The following is a 19,730-nucleotide window of genomic DNA, read 5'->3' on the forward strand; positions in this document are numbered from 1 at the left end:
GCCTCACAGAAGATAGTTTCACCGGGTTATCCCGGTTTTGTGGCGCAGCGAGCCACGCTCCGACTTGCGGAATTGCCAACAAAATGCCATTTCCGGCTCATACGTAGCTCCTTTGACACTCAGGAGGGGAAGCCAACATGGCGGATCCGAAAAACGGCCTCACCTATGCCCAGGCAGGCGTCGACATTGATGCCGGCAACGAGATGGTCAACCGCATCAAGCCACTGGTGCGCTCGACGCGGCGGCCGGGTGCTGATGGCGAAATCGGCGGCTTCGGCGGTCTGTTTGATCTCAAGGCGGCAGGGTTTACAGATCCGGTACTGGTGGCCGCCAATGACGGCGTCGGCACCAAGCTGAAAGTGGCGATCGAAGCCGGGCTGCACGATACTGTCGGCATTGATCTTGTCGCAATGTGCGTCAATGATCTGGTTGTCCAGGGCGCCGAACCGCTGTTCTTTCTCGATTATTTCGCCACCGGAAAGCTCGACCCTGAACAGGGTGCGGCCATTGTCGGCGGCATCGCCCAGGGTTGCCTGTTGGCCGGTTGCGCCTTGATCGGCGGGGAAACCGCTGAAATGCCCGGGATGTACCGTGATGGCGACTATGATCTGGCCGGTTTTGCCGTTGGCGCAGCCGAGCGTGGCAAGCTTCTGCCTTCCGGCGAAATTGCCGAGGGCGACGTTGTGCTGGGGCTGGCCTCCTCCGGCGTTCATTCCAACGGCTACTCGCTGGTGCGCCGCGTTGTCGAGATGAGCGGGCTTGGCTACGATACGCCTGCGCCCTTTAATCCCTCAACCAGCCTTGGTGCCGCGCTGTTGGAACCGACCCGCATCTATGTGAAATCGCTTCTCAATGTGATCCGGCAAACCGGCGCGATCCAGGCATTGGCGCATATCACCGGTGGCGGGTTTCCGGAAAACCTTCCGCGCGTTCTGCCCGAAGGGCTTGCAGCCGAAATCGATCTCGGCGCCATATCGCCCCCGCCGGTGTTTTCATGGATCGCAAAAACCGGCGGCGTCGCGCCTGAGGAAATGCTGCGCACCTTCAATTGCGGCGTCGGCATGATCGCGGTTGTAAGGGCTGCGGACACGGATCGGGTCACCGCAGCACTTGAAGCCGAGGGCGAAAGCGTGGTTCGGCTCGGCAGACTGATCGCACGCGCTGATGGCGCGCCGGGCGTGTCCTACACGGGAACGTTGGGGCTGTGAGCAACAAGCCGAAAGTCCCGGTCGCCGTGCTGATCTCCGGGCGCGGATCGAATATGGGCGCGCTGATCGCCGCATCGCTCGACAGCGCCTTCCCGGCCAAAATCGTGTCGGTGATTTCCGACAAGCCTGACGCCAAGGGTCTGGAGCATGCTCGCGGCTTCGGCATCGAAGCGGTGGCGATTCCGCGCTCTGACTATGACACCAAGGCCGCGCATGAAGCCGCGGTGAACGCCGTGATCGCGGCTTCAGGCGCGCAAATCATCGCATTGGCGGGTTACATGCGGCTGTTGTCGAGTGATTTTGTTCAACGCTACTCGGGCCGGATGATCAACATCCATCCATCGCTGCTTCCTGCCTTTCCCGGACTTGCGACCCACAGCCGCGCGCTGGCGGCGGGTTGCCGGGTTCATGGCTGCACCGTGCATTTCGTCACAGAAGCGATGGATGAAGGACCGATCATCGAACAGGAAGCGGTGCGCGTGGCGCATGATGACACGCCCGAAACGCTGGGCCAGCGCGTGCTTGAGGCCGAGCATCGGATCTATCCCAAGGCGCTGGCGATGCTGGCGCGCGGCGACGTCCGCATGAGCGGTGACGGCCGGACCCGATTCGAAGGCTGAATTTCAATTTCCTAGGCCAATATCTTTGACGGAACCGCCGGATGGGGCTGGACCTGCGCGCGTCATCCTGTTCTTCTAGCGGTTTGTGCAAGGATCAGACCGGGCACCGCAATTTTTGGCGACCCGGACAGGAGACACCATGCTTTCGCTTTACGGCCTGCTCGACAAAGCCATCAAAAAGGGCCGCCTGACGATGACCGACGCCAAGGGCGTTGTGCATAATTTCGGCGGCAAGGAACCCGGACCGGAGGCGGCCATCCGCTTCACCAACAAGGCGTCGGAATGGAAAATCCTTCTCAATCCCGAACTCAATGCCGCTGAAGCCTATATGGATGGCGGACTGGTTATGGACAGCGGCAGCATCCATGATCTGATCAAGGTTTTTTACGCCAACAAACGCCATTTCGACCTGTCGCCCACCCAGATTTTCTGGCGTGGCTTGTCACGCAAGGTCCGGCGGTTTCAGCAAAACAACGTGCTCTCGAGATCTCGCGCCAACGTCAAGGCGCACTACGATATCGGCGAGGATCTCTACAGGCTGTTTCTTGATCGTGACATGCAATATTCCTGCGCCTATTTCCCCGAGGGCACTGAGACGATTGAACAGGCGCAGACGCTGAAAAAGCGCCACATCGCGGCCAAGCTCAACCTGAAAGACGGGCAGCGCGTGCTCGATATCGGCTGCGGCTGGGGTGGAATGGCGCTTTATCTGGCCCATGTCGCCGATGTTGAAGTGTTGGGCGTCACCTTGTCGGAGCGGCAACTGACAGTCGCCCGCAGGCGAGCCGAACTCCTCGGCGTCAGCGACCGGGTCAAATTCGAGCTGATCGACTACCGCGAAGTTGAAGGCACGTTCGACCGGGTTGTGTCGGTCGGCATGCTCGAGCATGTCGGGGTTCAGTATCTGGCCCCCTATTTCCTCACCGTGCGCGACAGGCTGACGACGGATGGCGTGGCGCTGATCCACTCGATTTCCTCAAAAGCGCCCCCCGGCATCACCGGGCCGTTTATCCGCAAATACATCTTTCCCGGCGGCTACGCGCCGTCGCTGTCGGAAACCGTCGAAGCCATTGAACCGACCGGGTTGTGGCTGCTGGATTGCGAAATCTGGCGCTGCCACTACGGTTATACGCTGCAGCATTGGCGCGAACGGTTTCTCAGCAACCGCGCGGCCGCGGTCGACATCATGGGTGAACGTTTCTGCCGGATGTGGGAACTCTATCTGTCGATCGCCGAATGCGTCTTCCTGCAAGGCTCAAGCAACGTCTTCCAGTTGCAGATCGGCCGGGAACGCGACGCCGTACCGATCACGCGTGACTATATCGGTGCTGAAGAAGCCCGCATCGCAGAACGCGAAACCGAATTTCTCGAACGCGTCGTCGCCAGCGCCAAACAGGCGCTGGACGAGTGATACCTGCTGCAAGCTTTTATGCTGATGCCTGCGCCTGCCTCATGAGACCGTGAACTGACCCATCATGCCGGCGTCCTCGTGCTCGAGGATGTGGCAGTGAAACATGAAGGGCTTGTCGCGGCTGGCAGGCTGATCAAATCGCATGATGATCTCGGTCTCGCCGGGGACGAGGACAGTGTCTTTCCAACCGTTGTTCTGAGGCCGTGGCGGTGCGCCGTTTTCGCGAACCACCCGGAATTGCACGCCATGCACATGGAAAGGATGAGGGATCATCGTGCTGCGGATGATCCATCGCTCGACAGACCCCAGCGCTACCTCAAGATCAATCCGGTCCATGGCAAATGCGCGCTGGTTGATGGCAAAGCCACCGCCGCCGCCCATCATCATACCACCCATTCCCATATCGAGTGAGAGTTCGCGTGTGCGCATTTCCGTGCCTGACAGGTCCTCAAGCGCCGATCCGAACCCGTCCGGAAGAACGGTGATCCGCGCAGGCATGGTGTCATCAACTGCAAAATCCAGAACGCCGAAAGGCTGTTCGATGCCGCTCATCAACACAGGCGCTCCGCCAGAGGCAAAATCGACAAGGATCTCGACCCGTTCTCCGGGAGACAGACTCAGAACTGTCAAAGCAACGGGAGCCGGCAGAAACCCGCTATCTGTCGCAACCAGATGCATCAGACGTCCATCATCGAAAGACAAATCATAGCTGCGCGCATTCGAGCCGTTGAGCAGGCGCAGGCGAACAAGTCCCGCCGGTACTGCCGCGACCGCACCGACCTGACCGTTGACCAACATCCGGTTACCCATGAAGCCGTGCATCACATCCATCATCGACGGGTCATAGACCATGCGGCCGTCCCCATCGACCCGGCGATCCTGAAGCACCAGGGTCAGGTCATCGACGCCATAGTCAACCGGCAATCCCCGTTCAGCGTCCCGGCCATCGGTGACCTGAATCACACCGGCCAACCCGCTGTAGACCTGTTGGGCAGTGCGTCCGTGAATGTGGGAATGGTACCAGGCGGTGCCTGGCTGCTGGGCGATATTCATATCGGGGGTCCAGCGCTGACCCGGACTGATCGGCACATGAGGGCCACCATCGTGATCACCGGGCACCAGCAACCCATGCCAGTGAACACTGATCGCTTCCTCAAGCGTGTTTTCCACATCCGCGGCTAGCGGGCCATTCTGCATGATGATCGTCGGGCCGAGATAGTCCTGACTGAAACCGGCCGTGGCGTTTGCGGGACCACCTGACAGGCTCAGGCTCCCTGCCCTTGCCGACAAGGCGAGGCGCCCTGTCTGACGCGTATCCAGCAGCGGCGGCATTTTCAGGCGGGCTTGCGAAGATGGACTTGCCGCCCGGGCTGACCGGCCGCCGAACCCAAATCCGGCTTGGGTCATGGCAAGAGCCGCAGCGGAGGTGGTCAGAAATTGACGTCGTTTCATGCTGGACCTTCTTTCATCACTTCCAAAGCCGCCCATGCAGCGGACACCAATGATATTTCAGGAATGCCGCACCGGCGGCTGCATCAATCACAACATCCAAGAGCCAATCCGGCCCGTCTTTGATGACAAGAGATCAAGCAATCCGCCGGCACCAGGTGTCCTGCAAATCAGCGGGCCAGATCAGTCAACAAGCTTGGCCTTGCGCTCGTCAAACTCCTTGCTGTCGATCTCGCCCTTTGCATAGCGCTCTTTCAGGATGGCCAAAGCGCGGCCCTCGGCCTGAGAAGAGTTGGTCGCGACGCCAAGCCCGCCAAAATGACGCATGATATAGACGACGCCGAGAACAATTCCGACAAGCACGAGAATCATGAAAATCGGCCCGAGAACCATGCCAAACCCTCCCCATTGATCGCCACCCCACATCATTCCGGGGCCGTGGTAATAGGACATGCCCCGGCCTGGTATTTCGCCGGTCTGGGCCAACGCCGATCCGGCCATGGCCAAAGTCATGGTTGCAAGACCGGCTATGCGAGCTACTGAAATTTTATCCATTTTCATCTCCACTACCAACCGGGCGAAGGCGCCTTTGTGGTGGCGGCAGATTACTCCCGATTTTACGCGAGGTGTATTGATCCATATCATTCTCACGGCCTTGTGACCGGTATTGCTTTCGCACCTGTTGGACCGCTGTTTCTGCTTGTGCCGGGTGCGTTTTCCCAACAGTCAGCCAATAACCCAGCAGGGATCGCACGCTCGATCACACGAAGGACGCATTGAAACTTAATGTGCGCACAAGCCTTCAAATCGATTCCGGTTGGAAAGCTTATGCTGTAGGAACGCAGACACCGTTTGCCTGTTAGGAAGTTGCCATGAAGTTTCGCTTTCCCATCGTCATCATCGACGAAGATTTCCGCTCCGAGAATTCCTCGGGTCTGGGCATTCGCGCCATGGCCCAAGCCATTGAGAGCGAAGGCTTTGAAGTGTTGGGGGTGACGGGCTATGGCGACCTTTCCCAGTTTGCGCAACAGCAGTCGCGCGCCAGTGCTTTCGTGCTGTCCATTGACGACGAGGAATTCAGCCCGGGACCGGATCTGGATCCGGCGGTGCTCAATCTCAGAAATTTCATCGAGGAAGTGCGGTGGAAAAACGCCGATGTACCGATCTACATCTACGGTGAAACCAAGACCAGCCGGCACCTGCCCAACGACATCCTGCGCGAGCTGCACGGCTTCATTCACATGTTCGAGGACACACCGGAATTCGTGGCGCGCCACATCATCCGCGAAGCCAAGAAATATCTCGAAGGCATCAAGCCGCCGTTTTTCAAGGCTTTGCTCAACTATGCCGAGGATGGCTCCTATTCCTGGCATTGCCCCGGGCATTCGGGCGGCGTGGCGTTTCTCAAAAGCCCGATCGGGCAGATGTATCACCAGTTTTACGGTGAAAACATGCTGCGCGCCGACGTCTGCAATTCCGTGGAAGAGCTGGGCCAGTTGCTTGACCACAATGGCGCAATCGGTGCGTCGGAGCGCAATGCGGCGCGGATCTTCAACGCCGACCACTGCTTCTTTGTCACCAACGGCACCTCGACTTCCAACAAGATGGTCTGGCACCACACTGTGGCGCCCGGCGATGTTGTCGTCGTCGATCGCAATTGCCACAAGTCTATCCTGCACTCGATCATCATGACCGGCTCGATTCCGGTGTTCCTGAAGCCGACACGCAACCATTACGGCATCATTGGTCCGATTCCACAAAGCGAGTTCGAGATCGAATCCATCAAGGCCAAGATCCGCGCCAATCCGCTGATGGCGGGAGTTGATGCCGACACCGTCAAGCCGCGGATCATGACGCTGACGCAGTCGACCTATGACGGGGTCTTGTACAACACGGAGACCATCAAGGACCTGCTCGACGGCTATATCGAAAACCTGCATTTCGACGAGGCATGGCTGCCGCACGCAGCCTTCCATCCCTTCTATGGCAGTTTCCACTCCATGGGCCGCAAACGCGCCCGGCCGATGCATTCGGTGACCTATGCGACGCAGTCGATCCACAAGCTGCTCGCCGGCATCAGCCAGGCCAGCCATGTGCTGGTGCAGGACAGCCAGGACACCAAGCTTGATCGCCACCTCTTCAACGAAGCCTACCTGATGCACACCTCCACCAGCCCGCAATATTCCATCATTGCCAGCTGTGATGTGGCGGCTGCGATGATGGAGCCTCCGGGCGGCACCGCGCTGGTCGAGGAGAGCATTGCCGAAGCACTCGATTTCCGCCGCGCCATGCGCAAGGTTGACGACGAGTTCGGCGATGGTGACTGGTGGTTCCAGGTATGGGGACCACCTATTGAGCTTGCAGAAGAAGGCATCGGCCGCACCAAGGACTGGGTGCTCCGACGCACTGACGCCGATGGCGTGCATCAGTCAGACGGCGAGGATTCCTGGCATGGCTTTGGCGACATGGCGCCGGGCTTCAATATGCTTGATCCGATCAAGGCGACGCTGATCACGCCGGGCCTGAATCTGGACGGCCGTTTTGAGGAAACCGGCATCCCGGCCTCGATCGTCACCAAGTATCTGGCCGAACACGGCGTGGTGGTGGAAAAGACCGGGCTCTACAGCTTTTTCATCATGTTCACCATCGGCATCACCAAGGGCCGCTGGAACTCGCTGCTGACCGAGTTGCAGCAGTTCAAGGACGACTACGACCAGAACCAGCCGATGTGGCGGGTGATGCCGGAGTTCTGCGCCAAGCAACCGCGCTACGAGAAGATGGGCCTGCGCGATCTGTGCCAGCATGTGCATGCGCTTTACGCCAAATATGACGTGGCGATCCTGTCCACCGACATGTATCTGAGCGACCATACGCCGGCGATGAAGCCCAGCGACGCCTTCGCCCACATTGCGCACCGCACCACGCAGCGGGTGCCGATCGACGAGCTTGAGGGCCGCATCACCACAAGCCTTGTGACGCCCTACCCGCCGGGCATTCCGCTGCTGGTCCCGGGCGAGGTGTTCAACACAAAGATTGTGGAATATCTGAAATTCAACCGCGAATTCGCGCGCGAATGTCCGGGTTTTGAAACCGACATCCATGGCCTGGTACAAGAAGCTGGTGCGGATGGCGTGATGGCCTATTTCGCCGACTGCGTCGCGGCCTGAACCTGAAGCCTGCGTTGCCACGCGCCTGATATGGCCTGGACACACAAAAAAGCCCGGACCATGATCGGTCCGGGCTTTTGTCGTTCATTCGTCAGCTATGCGCGTCGGGTCAGACCAGCTCGGGCGTGATGTTGAGCGTCCCCGAAGTGGCATGCGAATAGGGGCAGACCTTGTGTGCCCCAGCAATCAGATCTTCCGCAACCGATTTCTCAATGCCCGGCAGAGACACCTTGATCTTGACGTCGAGGCCAAAACCCAGATCTTCGCGCGGACCGATGCCGACGGTGACATTGACGGTGGTGTCGTCTGGCACATCGACCTTCTTCTGAGCGGCGTAAAAGCGCAGCGCACCGAGGTAGCAAGCAGCATAGCCGGTGGCAAAAAGCTGTTCGGGATTGACGCCGTCGCCACCCGGGCCACCCATTTCCTTGGGCACCACCAGATTGACGTCAACGGCGCCATCATGGGTGCTGGAATGGCCATCGCGACCGCCGCCGGTGGCTGTGGCGTTTGTGGAGTAGACAATCTTGGTCGGCATGGGAAGCTCCTTATATTGTGTACGATTAGATCGTGTGCGATACTAATGTCGCGACAGGCCAAGTGTCAACTGCTTGCGATCGACCGGTCCGCGAAATAGAGTTGCCAGCAATGGAGTTTCAACATTGAATGAACAGCCCGAGGCCGGTAGCCGCGACATGGCGGTGGAGGAGATGCTCTGCTTCGACCTCTATTCCACCCATCACGCCGTCGGCCAGGTCTACAAGCCGCTGCTGGCGCCGCTCGGGCTGACCTATCCGCAATATCTGGTTCTGACGATCCTGTGGGCCAGCAACAACCTCACCGTCGGCACGATCAGCGAGCGGCTATATCTCGAATCCTCGACGCTGACGCCGCTGATCAAGCGGCTTGAGGTGCAAGGCCTTGTTACGCGCAAGCGCGACACATCCGATGAGCGCAAGGTGCGGGTGACGCTGACCGACAAGGGCGCAGGCCTGCATCAGGCGGCGCGGCACATTCCCGACTGCGTCATGCAAGCGTTTGGGTTGCCGCTTGCCGACCTCGTCAAGCTGCATGACGTGCTGGGAACAGTGCGTGCTGCACTGCTGAAACAGGCGCATGCCGACGAGGCATCACCTACCGCCTGACCAAGGGATATCCATCCGGCAGGGCCCTACGCCCGTTTCACCCACACCTTGGTGTCGTGAAACGCGGTGCCGCCATAGGGCGCGCAGGAATCAGCACCGGTGAGCGTGTTGATCCCCTCCCCGGCGTCAAAGGCGGAGTTTGGCCAGAGACCTTCATGGATGACGACACCGCGGCGCTGGCCCGCATCAAGCCTGGCATGCATCGTAATTTCGCCGCGGGTGTTGCCGAGTTGCACCCGGTCGCCGTCGGCAATCGCGAGTGCTGCCGCGTCGTCGGGATGGATTATTAACTCCGGCCGCTTTTCCTTGGCTTTTGAAGCCGGAGTTTCGGCGAAGGTCGAATTGAGAAACGACCGCGCCGGCGACGTTGCCAGCCGGAACGGGTGATCGGTATCCGCGCTCTCGATCAGATCGACATGATCGGGAAAGTCGGGCAATTGATCCACTGGTCCCTGCGGGCCCATCCGTTTGGGTGGCCTGTTGGCGGCCGGGGTGCCGGTCCAGTCTGGCCGGAAGCGATATTTTCCGTCGTTGTGGCCAAAACCCTTGAGATAATGAGCGGTTTCAAAATCCGGCTGCAGATCAGCCCATTTGTCCACCTTGAAGCTGTCGAAATCGCCCAGGCCGCGTTTTCCCAGCATGAAATCAATGTGCTCACGCTCGGTAAGGCCAAAGCCTTCGTAATCGCTGACGCCCAGCCTCCTTGCCAGTTCTTCGATCACATGATGATTGGGCTTTGGACCTTCCGGAGGATCAACCAGTTTGGGTCCGAGTGTAATGTGCTGATTGCCGCCGCCGCGATAGATGTCGTCATGTTCCAAAAACATCGTAGCGGGCAGCACCACGTCGGCGAGCTTGGCGGTGTCGGTCATGAATTGCTCATGCACGGCAACAAACAGATCCTCGCGTTTGAAGCCTTCGATGACCTTGCGCTGCTCGGGCGTCACATTGGCGGGATTGGTGTTCTGGATCAGCATGGCAGTGACCGGCGGGCCGCCACACAGCGCCTCGGCTTCACCAGTCAGCACCCGGCCGATCTTGGATTGGTCAAGCCAGCGCAAGCCGGGATCGAAATGTTTGCGGCCTTCGAGCAGCGTCTTGTCGAGCCGGAAAATATCCGAGTTGGAATGAAACGCACCGCCGCCTTCATACTGGTAGCTGCCCGTCACCACGGCGAGCGACAGCGCCGCGTGCATGTTGACGGCACCATTGCGTTGACGGGTAAAGCCATAGCCGAGCCGGAAAAACGTCCGCTTGGTGGTGCCGACCAGCCGCGCAAAAGCTTCGATCTCGGCCACCGGCACACCGCAGATCGCCTCGGCCCATTCGGGCGTCCGGTCCTGCAAATGTGATTCAAGACCCGCCGGGTCGTCGCTGTATTTGTTGAGATAATCACGATCGGCCAGTCCCTCGCGAAACAGCACATGCATCACCGCGCAGGCGAATGCCCCATCGGTGCCGGGCTTGAGCAGCACCTTGATGTCGGCCTGTTTCATCGTCGGCGTATCGTAGATGTCGATGACCACGATCTTGGCGCCGCGCTGCTTGCGGGCGCGGATGGCATGGGTCATGACATTGACCTGGGTGGAGACCGCATTGGTGCCCCAGATCACCACGCAATCTGATTTTGCCATCTCGCGCGGATCAGAGCCCCGCAGCGCACCGGCGCCCATGGTGAAGCCGGTCCAGGCCAGATTGGTGCAAAAACTGTCAAACTGGTTGGAGTAACGCTTGGCGTGACGCAGCCGGTGGATGCCGTCGCGTTGCGCCAGCCCCATGGTGCCGGCGTAGTAATTGAGCCAGACCGTTTCCGAGCCGAATTTGTCTTCCGCCCGGTCGAATTTTTCGGCGATCAGATCGAGGGCTGCCTCGAAGCTCGCCTCTTTCCACACGCCCTCGCCCTTGGCACCGGCGCGGATCAGCGGCTTGAGCAGCCGGTCAGGATGATACATTCGTTCGGCATAGCGCGCCACCTTGGCGCAGATGACGCCTGCGGTGTAGCTGTTGTCGGCTGCACCGCGCACCCGGCCGATGCGGTTGTGCGACAACAGTTCGACATCCAGCGCGCAGGTTGAAGGACAATCGTGCGGACAGGCGGAGTGGCCGATGGCGGTCACCGCGGCGGAATCACTTGAATCAATGGGGGTCGCGTCGTTCATGCTTTCTCTATAAGAGATTTTGTAACGCCGCGCCACGCCAGGCCGGAGTCAATCAGTTCAATTCAGGGACGCATCACATCAACCGATGAATTACCGACACAGCTATCATGCAGGCAATTTCGCCGATGTGCTCAAGCACGCGGTGCTGGCCCAGATCATCATCTATCTTCAGCGCAAGGATCAGGCGTTCCGCGTCATCGACACCCATGCGGGCATCGGGATCTACGACCTGTCTTCAAACGAAGCCCAGAAGACCGGTGAATGGCGCGAAGGCATCGGCCGGTTGACCAAGGCAAAACTGTCGCCCGACCTGAAGGCGTTTCTGACGCCGTGGCTCGAAGCGGTTGAGACCCTGAACCCCGATGGCGGCATCCGCCACTATCCCGGATCGCCCAAGCTCGCCCGCATGGTGATGCGCAAGCAGGACCGGCTCACGGCGATTGAACTTCACCCGGCTGACGCCAACCAGCTTCGAAAAGTTTTCGAAGGCGACCACCAGGTGCGGGTGATCGAACTTGACGGCTGGCTGGCGCTGGGCGGGCACTTGCCGCCCAAGGAAAAGCGCGGGCTGGTGCTGATCGATCCACCGTTCGAAGAGGACGGCGAGTATGACCGGATGGTCGACGGTCTTGCGCGCGCCACACGGCGGTTTCCCGGTGGGACCTATATGCTGTGGCACCCGATCAAGGCCGAAAGCCAGTTGGCGGCCTTCGACAAGAAACTGGTGGCACTTGGCCGGCCGCGGACGCTCTCGATACGGCTGTTGACGCGCGACAACAAGATTGCACCCGGCCTGAACGGATCCGGGCTTGTGATTGTCAATCCGCCGTTTACGCTGGAAGCTGAGTTGAAAAAGATACTGCCGGAACTCGCCCGCCTGCTGGCACAGGGCCCGGGCGCCGTATCGGACATGAAGATGCTCGTCGGCGAGAGCTGACCGCCTTGCTGCTTGCCCAAAGGCGGTGGCACGTCTTATACCGTGACTCGCATCCCGTTTGGAGAACCGATAATGACCATGAAGAGCTTGATCCTTGCATTCACCGTGGCCTTCGGCATGTCGCTTTCGAGCTTTGCAAGCCCGGCTGCGGCCTTTACCGGCGGAAATTTCCCGGCCTGCGACGCCCCACAGGTGCTGACCTACATCCAGAAACGGTTCGTCTGGACCGACACGCATCTGCTCCAACGCGGCCTCGCCATCGAGCGTATCGAACGGCCGCATCAAAACCGCAGCCGGGCCGGCCATCAATACTGGTCCATCCCCCGGCTTTACTGCCACGGCACCGCCCATATGAATGACGGCTCCAAACGCACTATCTGGTGGCTGATCGAAGGCGGCATGGGCTTCGCCAGCCTGCGTGACAATCTGGAATTCTGCATTTCCGGCCTCGATCCACTCAAGGTGCATGGCGCCTGGTGCCGCTCAGTCCGCTGACCTGACCGGTGATGCGCGCGCTGCTTCTCAGGCTGATCACGGTTTTTTCGGTGCTGGTGCTTGCCGCCTGCTCCGATGATGGCACCCCCGAGGCGCAAGCCCGCACCGAGGCGGCTGTTTCAGCGCCTGCAGATTTGCCGCTGGGAAGCGGGTTTGATTTTTACGTGCTGGCCTTGTCGTGGTCGCCTGCCTATTGCCTGATCGAGGGTGCAGGTGCCAACCAGCAGCAATGCGCCGATGACCGCGACCTGAGGTTTGTCGTCCACGGGCTCTGGCCGCAGTTTGAATCAGGCTATCCGGAATATTGCCCGACAGGCGAACCCGAACGAGTCCCCTCCGGACTGGGGCGGGATTACAGCGATATCGTGCCCTCCATGGGCTTGATGGGGCATCAGTGGCGCAAGCACGGTTCCTGTTCGGGGTTGTCCCAGAACGACTATTTCCGGGTGCTGCGTGCGGCCCGCGACCAGGTCACAGTCCCTGCAGACTTCTCCATGGGAAATTTGCCGGCACAGATGGGCGCGATGGACGCCGAAGCCGCGTTCGTCGCAGCAAATCCGGGTATGGCCGAAGACGGTATCGCAATTTCCTGCGCGCGCGGGATGTTGCGCGAAGTCCGCATTTGCCTGACGCCCTCGTTGAAATTCCGCGCCTGCGGGGATGTCGACCGGGGCGGTTGCAAGATCAACAATCTCGAAGTTCCCGAGCCGGGCTGACCGATTCGGGCATTTTGACCACGAAAGACGAGACCCATGAAAATTCTCTACTCTCCCGCTTCGCCCTATTCTGCAAAGGTTCGGATGGCCGCGAAATTCGCCGGCATCGATGCTGAGGGTGTCCTGACCGACACCAACGCGGCGCCGGCAGAGCTTGTCGACAACAATCCGCTCGGCAAGATTCCAACCTTGATCACCGATGAGGGCGGCTCGGTTTATGACAGCCGTGCGATCATGCAGTTTCTTGATCGTGCCGGCGGCAAGCGGCTTTACCCGCGCAACTCGGCCAAGCGTACCGACGTCGAGGTCATGGAGGCCTTGTGCGACGGTGTTTGCGATTGCCTGCTGGCGATCATGTATGAGCGGCGTTTCCGCCCAGTGGAGCTCGTGCATCAGGAATGGATCGACAAGCAGTGGGTCAAGGCGACCCGTGCGCTTGACCATCTTGAAGCCAATTTGCCACGAATTACCAAAGCGCCGAATGGCGGGCACTTTGCGCTCGCTGCGCTGCTTGGTTATCTGGGCTTGCGTTTTTCCGGGCAGTGGGAGCGTGGACGGCCGAAGCTCAAGCGCTGGAGCACAAAATTCGCCACCAGCTTCCCCGAACTTGATGCCATGTTGCCAAAAGCGTGACGCCGCGGCCTGATAAAGAGGTCGGGATCGCCCACGTATTTGCCGCCGCCCGCTATTCGCTGGGCGGCGTCAAAAGGCTGTGGGGTGAGACTGCCTTCCGGCACGAGACATTGGCCTTTGTGCTGATCACAGTCGTGTTCGTGCTGGTCGGCGCGCCCCTGTGGGGCTATGTCGGCGCCGCCTTGCTCTATCTGCTAACCGCGTCGATCGAGGCATTGAACACCGCCGTGGAAGAAATCACCGATCACGCATCTCCGGACTATTCCGAGATGGCCAAGCACGCCAAGGATCTCGGCTCCTTCGCGGTGTTCTGTCTGCTCTTGGCCAATGCGGTCTGGGCGGTATTTGTGCTGTGGACCCACTGGCTGGCCGCTGCCGCCTGATCGATTGCCAATCAGGCCGGTGTGCTGATCCGCGGCTGCGTTGGGCTGATCCGCAGTCGTTCGAGATCCTCAACCATGTCTTCAGCCAAGGCCGTGATCTGGGATTGCTCCATGCCGCGATGCAATTCGATCCTCAGCGCATTGATGTTGGACTGGTAGCGCCGCGCCAACCGCCCGGAATCAAGCTCCGACGGCAGTTCGCCGATCTGCTTGGCGCGCTCGAAGGCGGCGGCGAAATCCGCCTGTATCTCTTCGAGATAGCTATTCGCCTGGGCGGCAATTTCGGCATCCGTCGTCGTCGTGTCGATGAGGGTCTTGGTCAGCATGCAGGCCCTGCCCTGCGGCACTTCCGAGCGGGACCTGGCAAGTTGGCGAAGATACTCCGACAGCGCCGCCAGCGGCGACACTGCATTCTCCATTCCGGATGCAAAAGCCTTTCGCGAGCTGTCAAAATAGCGTTCGAGCGCAGCCAGATAAAGCGCCTGCTTGCTTGAGAACGCCGCATAGATGCTGCCGGGCTTCATGTGCAGCGCGGCTTCAAGGTCCTTGAGCGACGTCGCATGATACCCCTTCGTCCAGAACAGGTTCACTGCCGCGTCCAGCGCGGCGTCTCGGTCATATGGTCGGGCGCGTTTCATCGTCCCTCCTAGATAGGCGAGAAATTCCGATTTGTCTCGCACAACGCTTCACCTCCATGGGTCACGTTTGAGTGATTGCTCAAATCACATATTGAGTGATCACTCAAAGTACACATATACAGGCGACGCCCGAAACGGGGCGCATCCAATTTTCAGGAGACTGCAATGACCGACTTTCCGCTTCACGACGAGGCCACTGCCCCCGAAGACAGCAAGCCGCTGCTTGCCGGCTCGATGAAGCAGTTCGGCATGATCCCCGGCCTGCACGCCACGATGGCCGAAGCCCCCGGCCTTCTTGCCAGCTACCAGTTCGTCCACGAGCAATTCGCCAATTCAAGCTTCGACAAGGACGAATTGACCGTCGTATGGCAAACCGCCAATGTCGAGCACGCCTGCCACTACTGCGTTCCGGCACATACCGGCATTGCCAAGAGCATGAAGGTTGATGACGCAATCACCGATGCACTGCGCAATGAGACACCGCTGCCAAACGCCCATCTGGAAGCGTTGCGCAACTTCACGCTGAACGTTGTGCGGAACCGTGGCAATGTTGATGATGACGCGGTGCAGACGTTTCTCGATGCCGGGTTCACCAAACGTCAGATTCTCGAGGTCGTTCTCGGTGTTTCGCAGAAGGTGATGTCGAACTACACCAACCATCTGGCTCAGACACCGGTCGATGCGCCGTTCCAGAAATTTGCCTGGCAGAAAACCGCCTGATCTGATTGTGCGGGTCTGGACCAGACCGGACCCGCACACTTGCACTTAGAGCATCGTACGATAACTATGACGCATTCTGCCGCAATGATAGGATTTGGACCATGAACCCAGCATCAGATCAGCAAAGATCACTCATCCTTGATATATGGCAATCCTACCGGTCGCTGCCAGGATGGGTTCAGATCTGGGTGGCCTTCGTACTGGTGCCGGTCAACGTCGCCAGCGTGGCTTTCATTGAAGAGCCGCTGGGCCTGTGGGTCGCAGTCCTGGCCAATATCGCGATGGTGCTGAATTTGCCGGTGATGCTGTATGAGCGCGGATTCTCCAAGCTCATGGCGCTTCCCCACCTGATTCCATGGACTTTGCTGCTTTTGGTAATCCTTGTGATCAGACCACCGCTGACCGATCTCTATGGATACTACCTGTGGGTATTGTTTGCGGTCGATTTCATCTCGCTTGTCCTGGATTATCCCGACGCGGTGAAATGGCTCAGGGGTGACCGTGCCGTTGCCGGACGATAGCTGAGCCGCCTGCCCGGCTGTTACCGGGTCCGGGCACAAGCTGACGCCCGCCAAGGTCCAACGGCTTCTGCCTGCCAGAGAGCGAAACAAGGCCGGAAAGGAATTCCGATGAATAATGACAAGCCCGTTACAACCATCGTTTTCGATGTTAACGAAACGCTGCTCGACATCACCTCGCTGGAGCCGCTGTTTGAACGTCTGTTCGGCGACCCGGCTGTTATGAGGGAGTGGTTTGCGCAACTGATCCTGTATTCGCAGACGCTGACACTGTCTGGCATCTATACCCCGTTCGGCAAGTTGGCCGGTGGCACGCTGCGGATGATCGGCACCACCCGCGGTGTCGCGATTTCCGACGGCGACATTGCGGAGCTGGCCGATCGAATCGGCACCATGCCGGCGCATGCCGACGCGGTCCCAGCGCTGACACGGTTGCGCGACGCCGGATTCCGGCTTGTGACATTGACGAATTCAGCAAGCGCAGCACAGCCAACCCCGCTGGAACGGGCAGGACTTGCCGAGTTCTTTGAACGCTCCTTCAGCATCGAGACTGTCGGCAAATTCAAACCGGCGCCAGAAACCTACCGGCACATCGCTGATGCGATGAAGCTTGAGACATCTCAGCTGTGCCTGGTCGCCTGCCATTTGTGGGATACGATCGGCGCCCAGGCAGCCGGCTGCCGGGGCGCCCTTGTCACGCGGCCGCACAACGCGCTGTTGCCGGCGCCGGAGGTTCCGGTTCCCGATCTTTTCGCGCCAGATCTCGGCGATCTTGCCGAGCAGATTGCCGGGCGCTGGAATTTTGCTTGAAGCGCATTACCTGTGACAGCAATCGCCAATCAAACTTCAGACGATAGGACCTATCATGACTGACAAACCCGAACCGCTGCGGATCGATATCGTCTCCGACGTCGTCTGCCCCTGGTGCATCGTCGGCTACCGGCAACTTGCGCAAGCGCTTGAAGACACCGGCACCGCCCATGAAATCCACTGGCATCCGTTCGAACTGAACCCCGAAATGCCGGCTGAGGGCCAGAACCTTGGCGAGCACATCACCGAGAAATATGGCAGCACGCGCGAACAGTCGCTTGAAAGCCGCGCCAGACTGACCGAACTGGGCGAAGGCCTCGGATTTGCGTTCAATTTTGCCGACGACATGCGCATGCACAATACCTTCAACACCCATCAGTTGATCCATTGGGCAGAAACCCAGGGACGAAGCCATGATTTGGAGCAGGCACTTTTTGCAGCCCATTTCACCGATCGCCGGGATCTCTCCGACATCAATGTGCTGGTCGACGTGGCGCAGAGCATCGGCCTTGATGCCGCGGAGGCAAAGGCAGTGCTTGAAGACCAACGCTTTGCCGACGCAGTCAGGCAGAAGGAAAGTTTCTGGGTCCAGCAGGGCATCTCCGGCGTACCGGCGGTGGTGTTTGACCGCAAACACCTCGTCACCGGTGCACAGGGCACCGAGAACTACACCAGCATTCTCAAGCAGCTGGCTGATCTTCGGAACTGACCCAGCGCGCGACCTCATAGGTGGTAATTAGCTCGCCATCCAGGCTTTAAGCCAAAACAAAAAAGCCCGGACGATTGCTCGTCCGGGCTTCTTTTTGCAGTCTCGGTTCTAACAGATTAGAACTTCATGCCAACGCCGAGGCGAACCGAATGATCGTCAAAGCCTGATGACACATTGGTGCCGCCGAGGTTGTAGTCCTTCGACTGATAATCCGAGTAACGATACTCGATACGGGTGGTGATGTTCTCGGTCACGAAGGCTTCTGCACCAGCACCGGCAGTCCAGCCGAAATGCGTGTTGCTATCCGAACCCAGGGCATTGGTGAGCTTGGCCTCTGTGGCCGCGACACCGCCGGTGGCGTAGATCATGAACGGGTTGACATCCATACCGATGCGAGCGCGCAACGAACCGTTGAAACCCTGCTCGCCGCTTACGGCACCAGCAGAGAAATCAGCGCCCGAATAGCCGACGTCGGCTTCAGCACCATAGACGATGTTGTCGGACTGCCAGTTGTAGCCGCCATAGACGCCGCCGCCGAAACCGTCAGCGTCCTGGGTCGCAGCTGCGTCGAACTCGCCCCATTTGTACTCACCATAACCACCGATGTAACCACCCGACCATAAGAAGGTCTGTGGTGCGATGTCAGCGATTGGTGCTTCCGGGGGCTGTTCGAGGATCGCGTCCGCGGCCAGCACGGGGGCGGCGAGCGACACGGAAAAGGCTGCAGCCAGCAGTGCCAGTTTACGAATACGCATTTTATTCTCCTTGGTTGTTCCGGCCCTTCACAAGGCCGTGGACCTGAAATGTCGAGGCGATTGGGAAGGCCGCCTCTGACAGACCTCAAGATGGAGACCGAATGCGGCGGGCACGAAGCGGGAATGTGGAAACACAGCGGCAGAAAAAGGGCACTCCGGACTGTTGCTTTCCTGCAACAAACTCAGGACCGGCAGGAACCTGCCTCCTGACCGAAATGACAGCACAGGCCTTGTTCCATTGCGCATATCAATGCGTGGCCTATATGTGGATTGACCCGAACTGAAAATGAGAGCGTTGATTCCAAAGCATGTTGAGCATTTTGACCCTGATCGCGGGCTTGGTCGTCCTTGTCTTTGCAGGTGACTATCTGGTGCGAGGCGCTGTGGCGCTTGCAGAAAAACTGTCTATCGATCCGCTGATCATCGGTCTGACAATTGTGGCTTTTGGCACCTCGGCTCCGGAAATGTTCGTCTCATTGCAGGCAGCGTTTGACGGTGTTTCCGGAATTGCCGTTGGCAATGTTGTCGGCTCGAACATTGCCAACGTGCTTCTGGTGCTTGGTGGCCCCGCCTTGCTGATGAGCATCAGTTGCCGCGAAAAAGGCATTGGCATGTCGCTCGCGGTGATGATCTTCATGACGTTGACGCTGATGGTGATGATGTGGTTTGGCCCATTGAGCCGGCTCGACGGCGCCATCTTGCTGATCATGATGGGCTCCTATCTCGGCTGGCAGATCAAGGCCGCCCGGGAATGTGGCATGGGGCCTGCGTCAGACTACCATAGTGAAGTTGCCGACGTTCCCCAGGAAAACTGGAAGACCGGCGCCTTCATTCTGGGCGGATTGATCGGCCTGCCGATCGGCGCCTGGCTGACGGTGAACGGCGCATCCCACATTGCGCGGATGCTCGGCGCCTCCGAAACAGTCATCGGGCTGACCATTGTCGCCATCGGCACCTCGCTGCCGGAACTGGTGACATCGGTGATGGCCGCCTGGCGCAAGTCCGGCGCAGTCGCCATCGGCAATGTGGTCGGCTCCAACATTTTCAACATCGGCCTGATTCTCGGCGGTACCTCGGTGATCCTGCCACTTGAGGTGGATCCGCGCATTACCTCGATCGACATGTGGGTGATGCTTGCCGCCGGTCTGCTGGTGGTTGGACTGGCGCATTGGAACATCGCCATCAAAAAGCTTGGCGGCGTGGCTATGCTTCTGGTTTTCGCGGCCTATATATTTTCAGTATTCTGAGGGTAATTGA

Annotated in this window: 21 protein-coding genes; 15 read left to right on the top strand and 6 right to left on the bottom strand. The window is 59.3% G+C overall.

Features of this window, described 5'->3' with window-relative positions:
* Positions 1 to 137 precede the first annotated feature (137 nt).
* The 3 genes from purM to IMCC20628_RS11910 all read left to right on the top strand — a co-directional run bounded on the left by purM (position 138) and on the right by IMCC20628_RS11910 (position 3,239).
* Entirely contained in the window at positions 138 to 1,208 is a 1,071-nt protein-coding gene (purM, locus tag IMCC20628_RS11900) for a phosphoribosylformylglycinamidine cyclo-ligase (RefSeq protein WP_047030398.1), read from the top strand.
* Positions 1,205 to 1,828, top strand: coding sequence for a phosphoribosylglycinamide formyltransferase (gene purN, locus IMCC20628_RS11905; RefSeq protein ID WP_047030399.1), 624 nt, complete (start codon positions 1,205 to 1,207; stop codon positions 1,826 to 1,828). Before purM ends, purN begins: the two co-directional genes overlap by 4 nt.
* 139 nt (positions 1,829 to 1,967) lie before the next feature.
* Complete coding sequence (locus IMCC20628_RS11910; RefSeq protein WP_047030400.1) at positions 1,968 to 3,239, top strand: cyclopropane-fatty-acyl-phospholipid synthase family protein; 1,272 nt, start codon at positions 1,968 to 1,970, stop codon at positions 3,237 to 3,239.
* 39 nt (positions 3,240 to 3,278) lie between these two features.
* Here the strand turns inward: IMCC20628_RS11910 and IMCC20628_RS11915 are convergent, their stop codons facing one another.
* Positions 3,279 to 4,691 (bottom strand): multicopper oxidase domain-containing protein, encoded by a 1,413-nt coding sequence (locus IMCC20628_RS11915; RefSeq protein ID WP_082128324.1) that lies wholly within the window; start codon positions 4,689 to 4,691, stop codon positions 3,279 to 3,281.
* 180 nt (positions 4,692 to 4,871) lie between these two features.
* Positions 4,872 to 5,243 (bottom strand): SHOCT domain-containing protein, encoded by a 372-nt coding sequence (locus IMCC20628_RS11920; protein ID WP_047030401.1) that lies wholly within the window; start codon positions 5,241 to 5,243, stop codon positions 4,872 to 4,874.
* 317 nt (positions 5,244 to 5,560) lie between these two features.
* Here IMCC20628_RS11920 and IMCC20628_RS11925 point away from each other — a divergent pair, with 317 nt between their 5' ends.
* The gene (locus IMCC20628_RS11925) at positions 5,561 to 7,855 is read left to right on the top strand and encodes an arginine/lysine/ornithine decarboxylase (protein WP_047030402.1); all 2,295 of its coding nucleotides are present in this window, start codon (positions 5,561 to 5,563) and stop codon (positions 7,853 to 7,855) included.
* 109 nt (positions 7,856 to 7,964) lie between these two features.
* Here the strand turns inward: IMCC20628_RS11925 and IMCC20628_RS11930 are convergent, their stop codons facing one another.
* Complete coding sequence (locus IMCC20628_RS11930) at positions 7,965 to 8,393, bottom strand: organic hydroperoxide resistance protein (protein ID WP_047030403.1); 429 nt, start codon at positions 8,391 to 8,393, stop codon at positions 7,965 to 7,967.
* A gap of 124 nt (positions 8,394 to 8,517) precedes the next feature.
* Between IMCC20628_RS11930 and IMCC20628_RS11935 the strand changes: the two genes are divergently transcribed.
* Positions 8,518 to 9,000 (top strand): MarR family transcriptional regulator, encoded by a 483-nt coding sequence (locus IMCC20628_RS11935; protein WP_245307767.1) that lies wholly within the window; start codon positions 8,518 to 8,520, stop codon positions 8,998 to 9,000.
* A 26-nt stretch (positions 9,001 to 9,026) separates the two neighbouring features.
* Here IMCC20628_RS11935 and IMCC20628_RS11940 read toward each other — a convergent pair whose 3' ends face one another.
* On the bottom strand, positions 9,027 to 11,177 hold the full coding sequence (locus IMCC20628_RS11940) for a molybdopterin-dependent oxidoreductase (RefSeq protein ID WP_082128326.1): 2,151 nt from the start codon (positions 11,175 to 11,177) through the stop codon (positions 9,027 to 9,029).
* Between the two features lie 67 nt (positions 11,178 to 11,244).
* Between IMCC20628_RS11940 and rlmJ the strand changes: the two genes are divergently transcribed.
* The 5 genes from rlmJ to IMCC20628_RS11965 all read left to right on the top strand — a co-directional run bounded on the left by rlmJ (position 11,245) and on the right by IMCC20628_RS11965 (position 14,323).
* Positions 11,245 to 12,096, top strand: a complete 852-nt coding sequence (gene rlmJ, locus IMCC20628_RS11945) for a 23S rRNA (adenine(2030)-N(6))-methyltransferase RlmJ (RefSeq protein ID WP_047030405.1) — start codon at positions 11,245 to 11,247, stop codon at positions 12,094 to 12,096.
* 72 nt (positions 12,097 to 12,168) lie between these two features.
* A complete protein-coding gene (locus tag IMCC20628_RS11950) occupies positions 12,169 to 12,591 on the top strand; it encodes a hypothetical protein (protein ID WP_052766401.1) in 423 nt (140 codons plus the stop codon).
* An 11-nt stretch (positions 12,592 to 12,602) separates the two neighbouring features.
* On the top strand, positions 12,603 to 13,307 hold the full coding sequence (locus tag IMCC20628_RS11955; RefSeq protein ID WP_047030406.1) for a ribonuclease: 705 nt from the start codon (positions 12,603 to 12,605) through the stop codon (positions 13,305 to 13,307).
* 36 nt (positions 13,308 to 13,343) lie between these two features.
* The gene (locus IMCC20628_RS11960) at positions 13,344 to 13,940 is read left to right on the top strand and encodes a glutathione S-transferase (RefSeq protein ID WP_047030407.1); all 597 of its coding nucleotides are present in this window, start codon (positions 13,344 to 13,346) and stop codon (positions 13,938 to 13,940) included.
* The gene (locus tag IMCC20628_RS11965; RefSeq protein ID WP_047030408.1) at positions 13,937 to 14,323 is read left to right on the top strand and encodes a diacylglycerol kinase; all 387 of its coding nucleotides are present in this window, start codon (positions 13,937 to 13,939) and stop codon (positions 14,321 to 14,323) included. The genes IMCC20628_RS11960 and IMCC20628_RS11965 overlap by 4 nt, the downstream gene beginning before the upstream one ends.
* A gap of 11 nt (positions 14,324 to 14,334) precedes the next feature.
* Here the strand turns inward: IMCC20628_RS11965 and IMCC20628_RS11970 are convergent, their stop codons facing one another.
* A complete protein-coding gene (locus IMCC20628_RS11970; protein ID WP_047030409.1) occupies positions 14,335 to 14,961 on the bottom strand; it encodes a TetR/AcrR family transcriptional regulator in 627 nt (208 codons plus the stop codon).
* A gap of 165 nt (positions 14,962 to 15,126) precedes the next feature.
* On the opposite strand from IMCC20628_RS11970, the gene IMCC20628_RS11975 reads away from it, so the two are divergent.
* From IMCC20628_RS11975 to IMCC20628_RS11990, 4 genes are all read left to right on the top strand, one after another.
* Entirely contained in the window at positions 15,127 to 15,681 is a 555-nt protein-coding gene (locus IMCC20628_RS11975) for a carboxymuconolactone decarboxylase family protein (protein ID WP_047030410.1), read from the top strand.
* A 101-nt stretch (positions 15,682 to 15,782) separates the two neighbouring features.
* Positions 15,783 to 16,202, top strand: coding sequence for a hypothetical protein (locus IMCC20628_RS11980; RefSeq protein WP_047030411.1), 420 nt, complete (start codon positions 15,783 to 15,785; stop codon positions 16,200 to 16,202).
* A 108-nt stretch (positions 16,203 to 16,310) separates the two neighbouring features.
* Positions 16,311 to 17,009: a haloacid dehalogenase type II gene (locus IMCC20628_RS11985; RefSeq protein ID WP_047030412.1), complete on the top strand. Its 699-nt coding sequence runs from the start codon at positions 16,311 to 16,313 to the stop codon at positions 17,007 to 17,009.
* A 55-nt stretch (positions 17,010 to 17,064) separates the two neighbouring features.
* Complete coding sequence (locus IMCC20628_RS11990) at positions 17,065 to 17,718, top strand: DsbA family oxidoreductase (protein WP_047030413.1); 654 nt, start codon at positions 17,065 to 17,067, stop codon at positions 17,716 to 17,718.
* A gap of 116 nt (positions 17,719 to 17,834) precedes the next feature.
* On the opposite strand, the gene IMCC20628_RS11995 is transcribed toward IMCC20628_RS11990, so the two are convergent.
* Positions 17,835 to 18,473: an outer membrane protein gene (locus IMCC20628_RS11995; RefSeq protein ID WP_047030414.1), complete on the bottom strand. Its 639-nt coding sequence runs from the start codon at positions 18,471 to 18,473 to the stop codon at positions 17,835 to 17,837.
* A 308-nt stretch (positions 18,474 to 18,781) separates the two neighbouring features.
* Here IMCC20628_RS11995 and IMCC20628_RS12000 point away from each other — a divergent pair, with 308 nt between their 5' ends.
* A complete protein-coding gene (locus IMCC20628_RS12000; protein WP_047030415.1) occupies positions 18,782 to 19,720 on the top strand; it encodes a calcium/sodium antiporter in 939 nt (312 codons plus the stop codon).
* Positions 19,721 to 19,730: the final 10 nt, after the last annotated feature.

The sequence above is a fragment of the Hoeflea sp. IMCC20628 genome (genome assembly GCF_001011155.1).
Classification (GTDB): Bacteria; Pseudomonadota; Alphaproteobacteria; order Rhizobiales; family Rhizobiaceae; genus Hoeflea.

Coding starts and splice junctions, on each gene's coding strand:
- IMCC20628_RS11980 (WP_047030411.1), top strand. CDS start 15,783: ATGAACCCAGCATCAGATCAGCAAAGATCACTCATCCTTGATATATGG.
- purM (WP_047030398.1), top strand. CDS start 138: ATGGCGGATCCGAAAAACGGCCTCACCTATGCCCAGGCAGGCGTCGAC.
- rlmJ (WP_047030405.1), top strand. CDS start 11,245: ATGAATTACCGACACAGCTATCATGCAGGCAATTTCGCCGATGTGCTC.
- IMCC20628_RS11950 (WP_052766401.1), top strand. CDS start 12,169: ATGACCATGAAGAGCTTGATCCTTGCATTCACCGTGGCCTTCGGCATG.
- IMCC20628_RS11930 (WP_047030403.1), bottom strand. CDS start 8,393: ATGCCGACCAAGATTGTCTACTCCACAAACGCCACAGCCACCGGCGGC.
- IMCC20628_RS11995 (WP_047030414.1), bottom strand. CDS start 18,473: ATGCGTATTCGTAAACTGGCACTGCTGGCTGCAGCCTTTTCCGTGTCG.
- IMCC20628_RS11920 (WP_047030401.1), bottom strand. CDS start 5,243: ATGGATAAAATTTCAGTAGCTCGCATAGCCGGTCTTGCAACCATGACT.
- IMCC20628_RS11915 (WP_082128324.1), bottom strand. CDS start 4,691: ATGAAACGACGTCAATTTCTGACCACCTCCGCTGCGGCTCTTGCCATG.
- IMCC20628_RS11975 (WP_047030410.1), top strand. CDS start 15,127: ATGACCGACTTTCCGCTTCACGACGAGGCCACTGCCCCCGAAGACAGC.
- IMCC20628_RS11960 (WP_047030407.1), top strand. CDS start 13,344: ATGAAAATTCTCTACTCTCCCGCTTCGCCCTATTCTGCAAAGGTTCGG.
- IMCC20628_RS12000 (WP_047030415.1), top strand. CDS start 18,782: ATGTTGAGCATTTTGACCCTGATCGCGGGCTTGGTCGTCCTTGTCTTT.
- IMCC20628_RS11985 (WP_047030412.1), top strand. CDS start 16,311: ATGAATAATGACAAGCCCGTTACAACCATCGTTTTCGATGTTAACGAA.
- IMCC20628_RS11955 (WP_047030406.1), top strand. CDS start 12,603: ATGCGCGCGCTGCTTCTCAGGCTGATCACGGTTTTTTCGGTGCTGGTG.
- IMCC20628_RS11970 (WP_047030409.1), bottom strand. CDS start 14,961: ATGAAACGCGCCCGACCATATGACCGAGACGCCGCGCTGGACGCGGCA.
- IMCC20628_RS11990 (WP_047030413.1), top strand. CDS start 17,065: ATGACTGACAAACCCGAACCGCTGCGGATCGATATCGTCTCCGACGTC.
- IMCC20628_RS11910 (WP_047030400.1), top strand. CDS start 1,968: ATGCTTTCGCTTTACGGCCTGCTCGACAAAGCCATCAAAAAGGGCCGC.
- IMCC20628_RS11925 (WP_047030402.1), top strand. CDS start 5,561: ATGAAGTTTCGCTTTCCCATCGTCATCATCGACGAAGATTTCCGCTCC.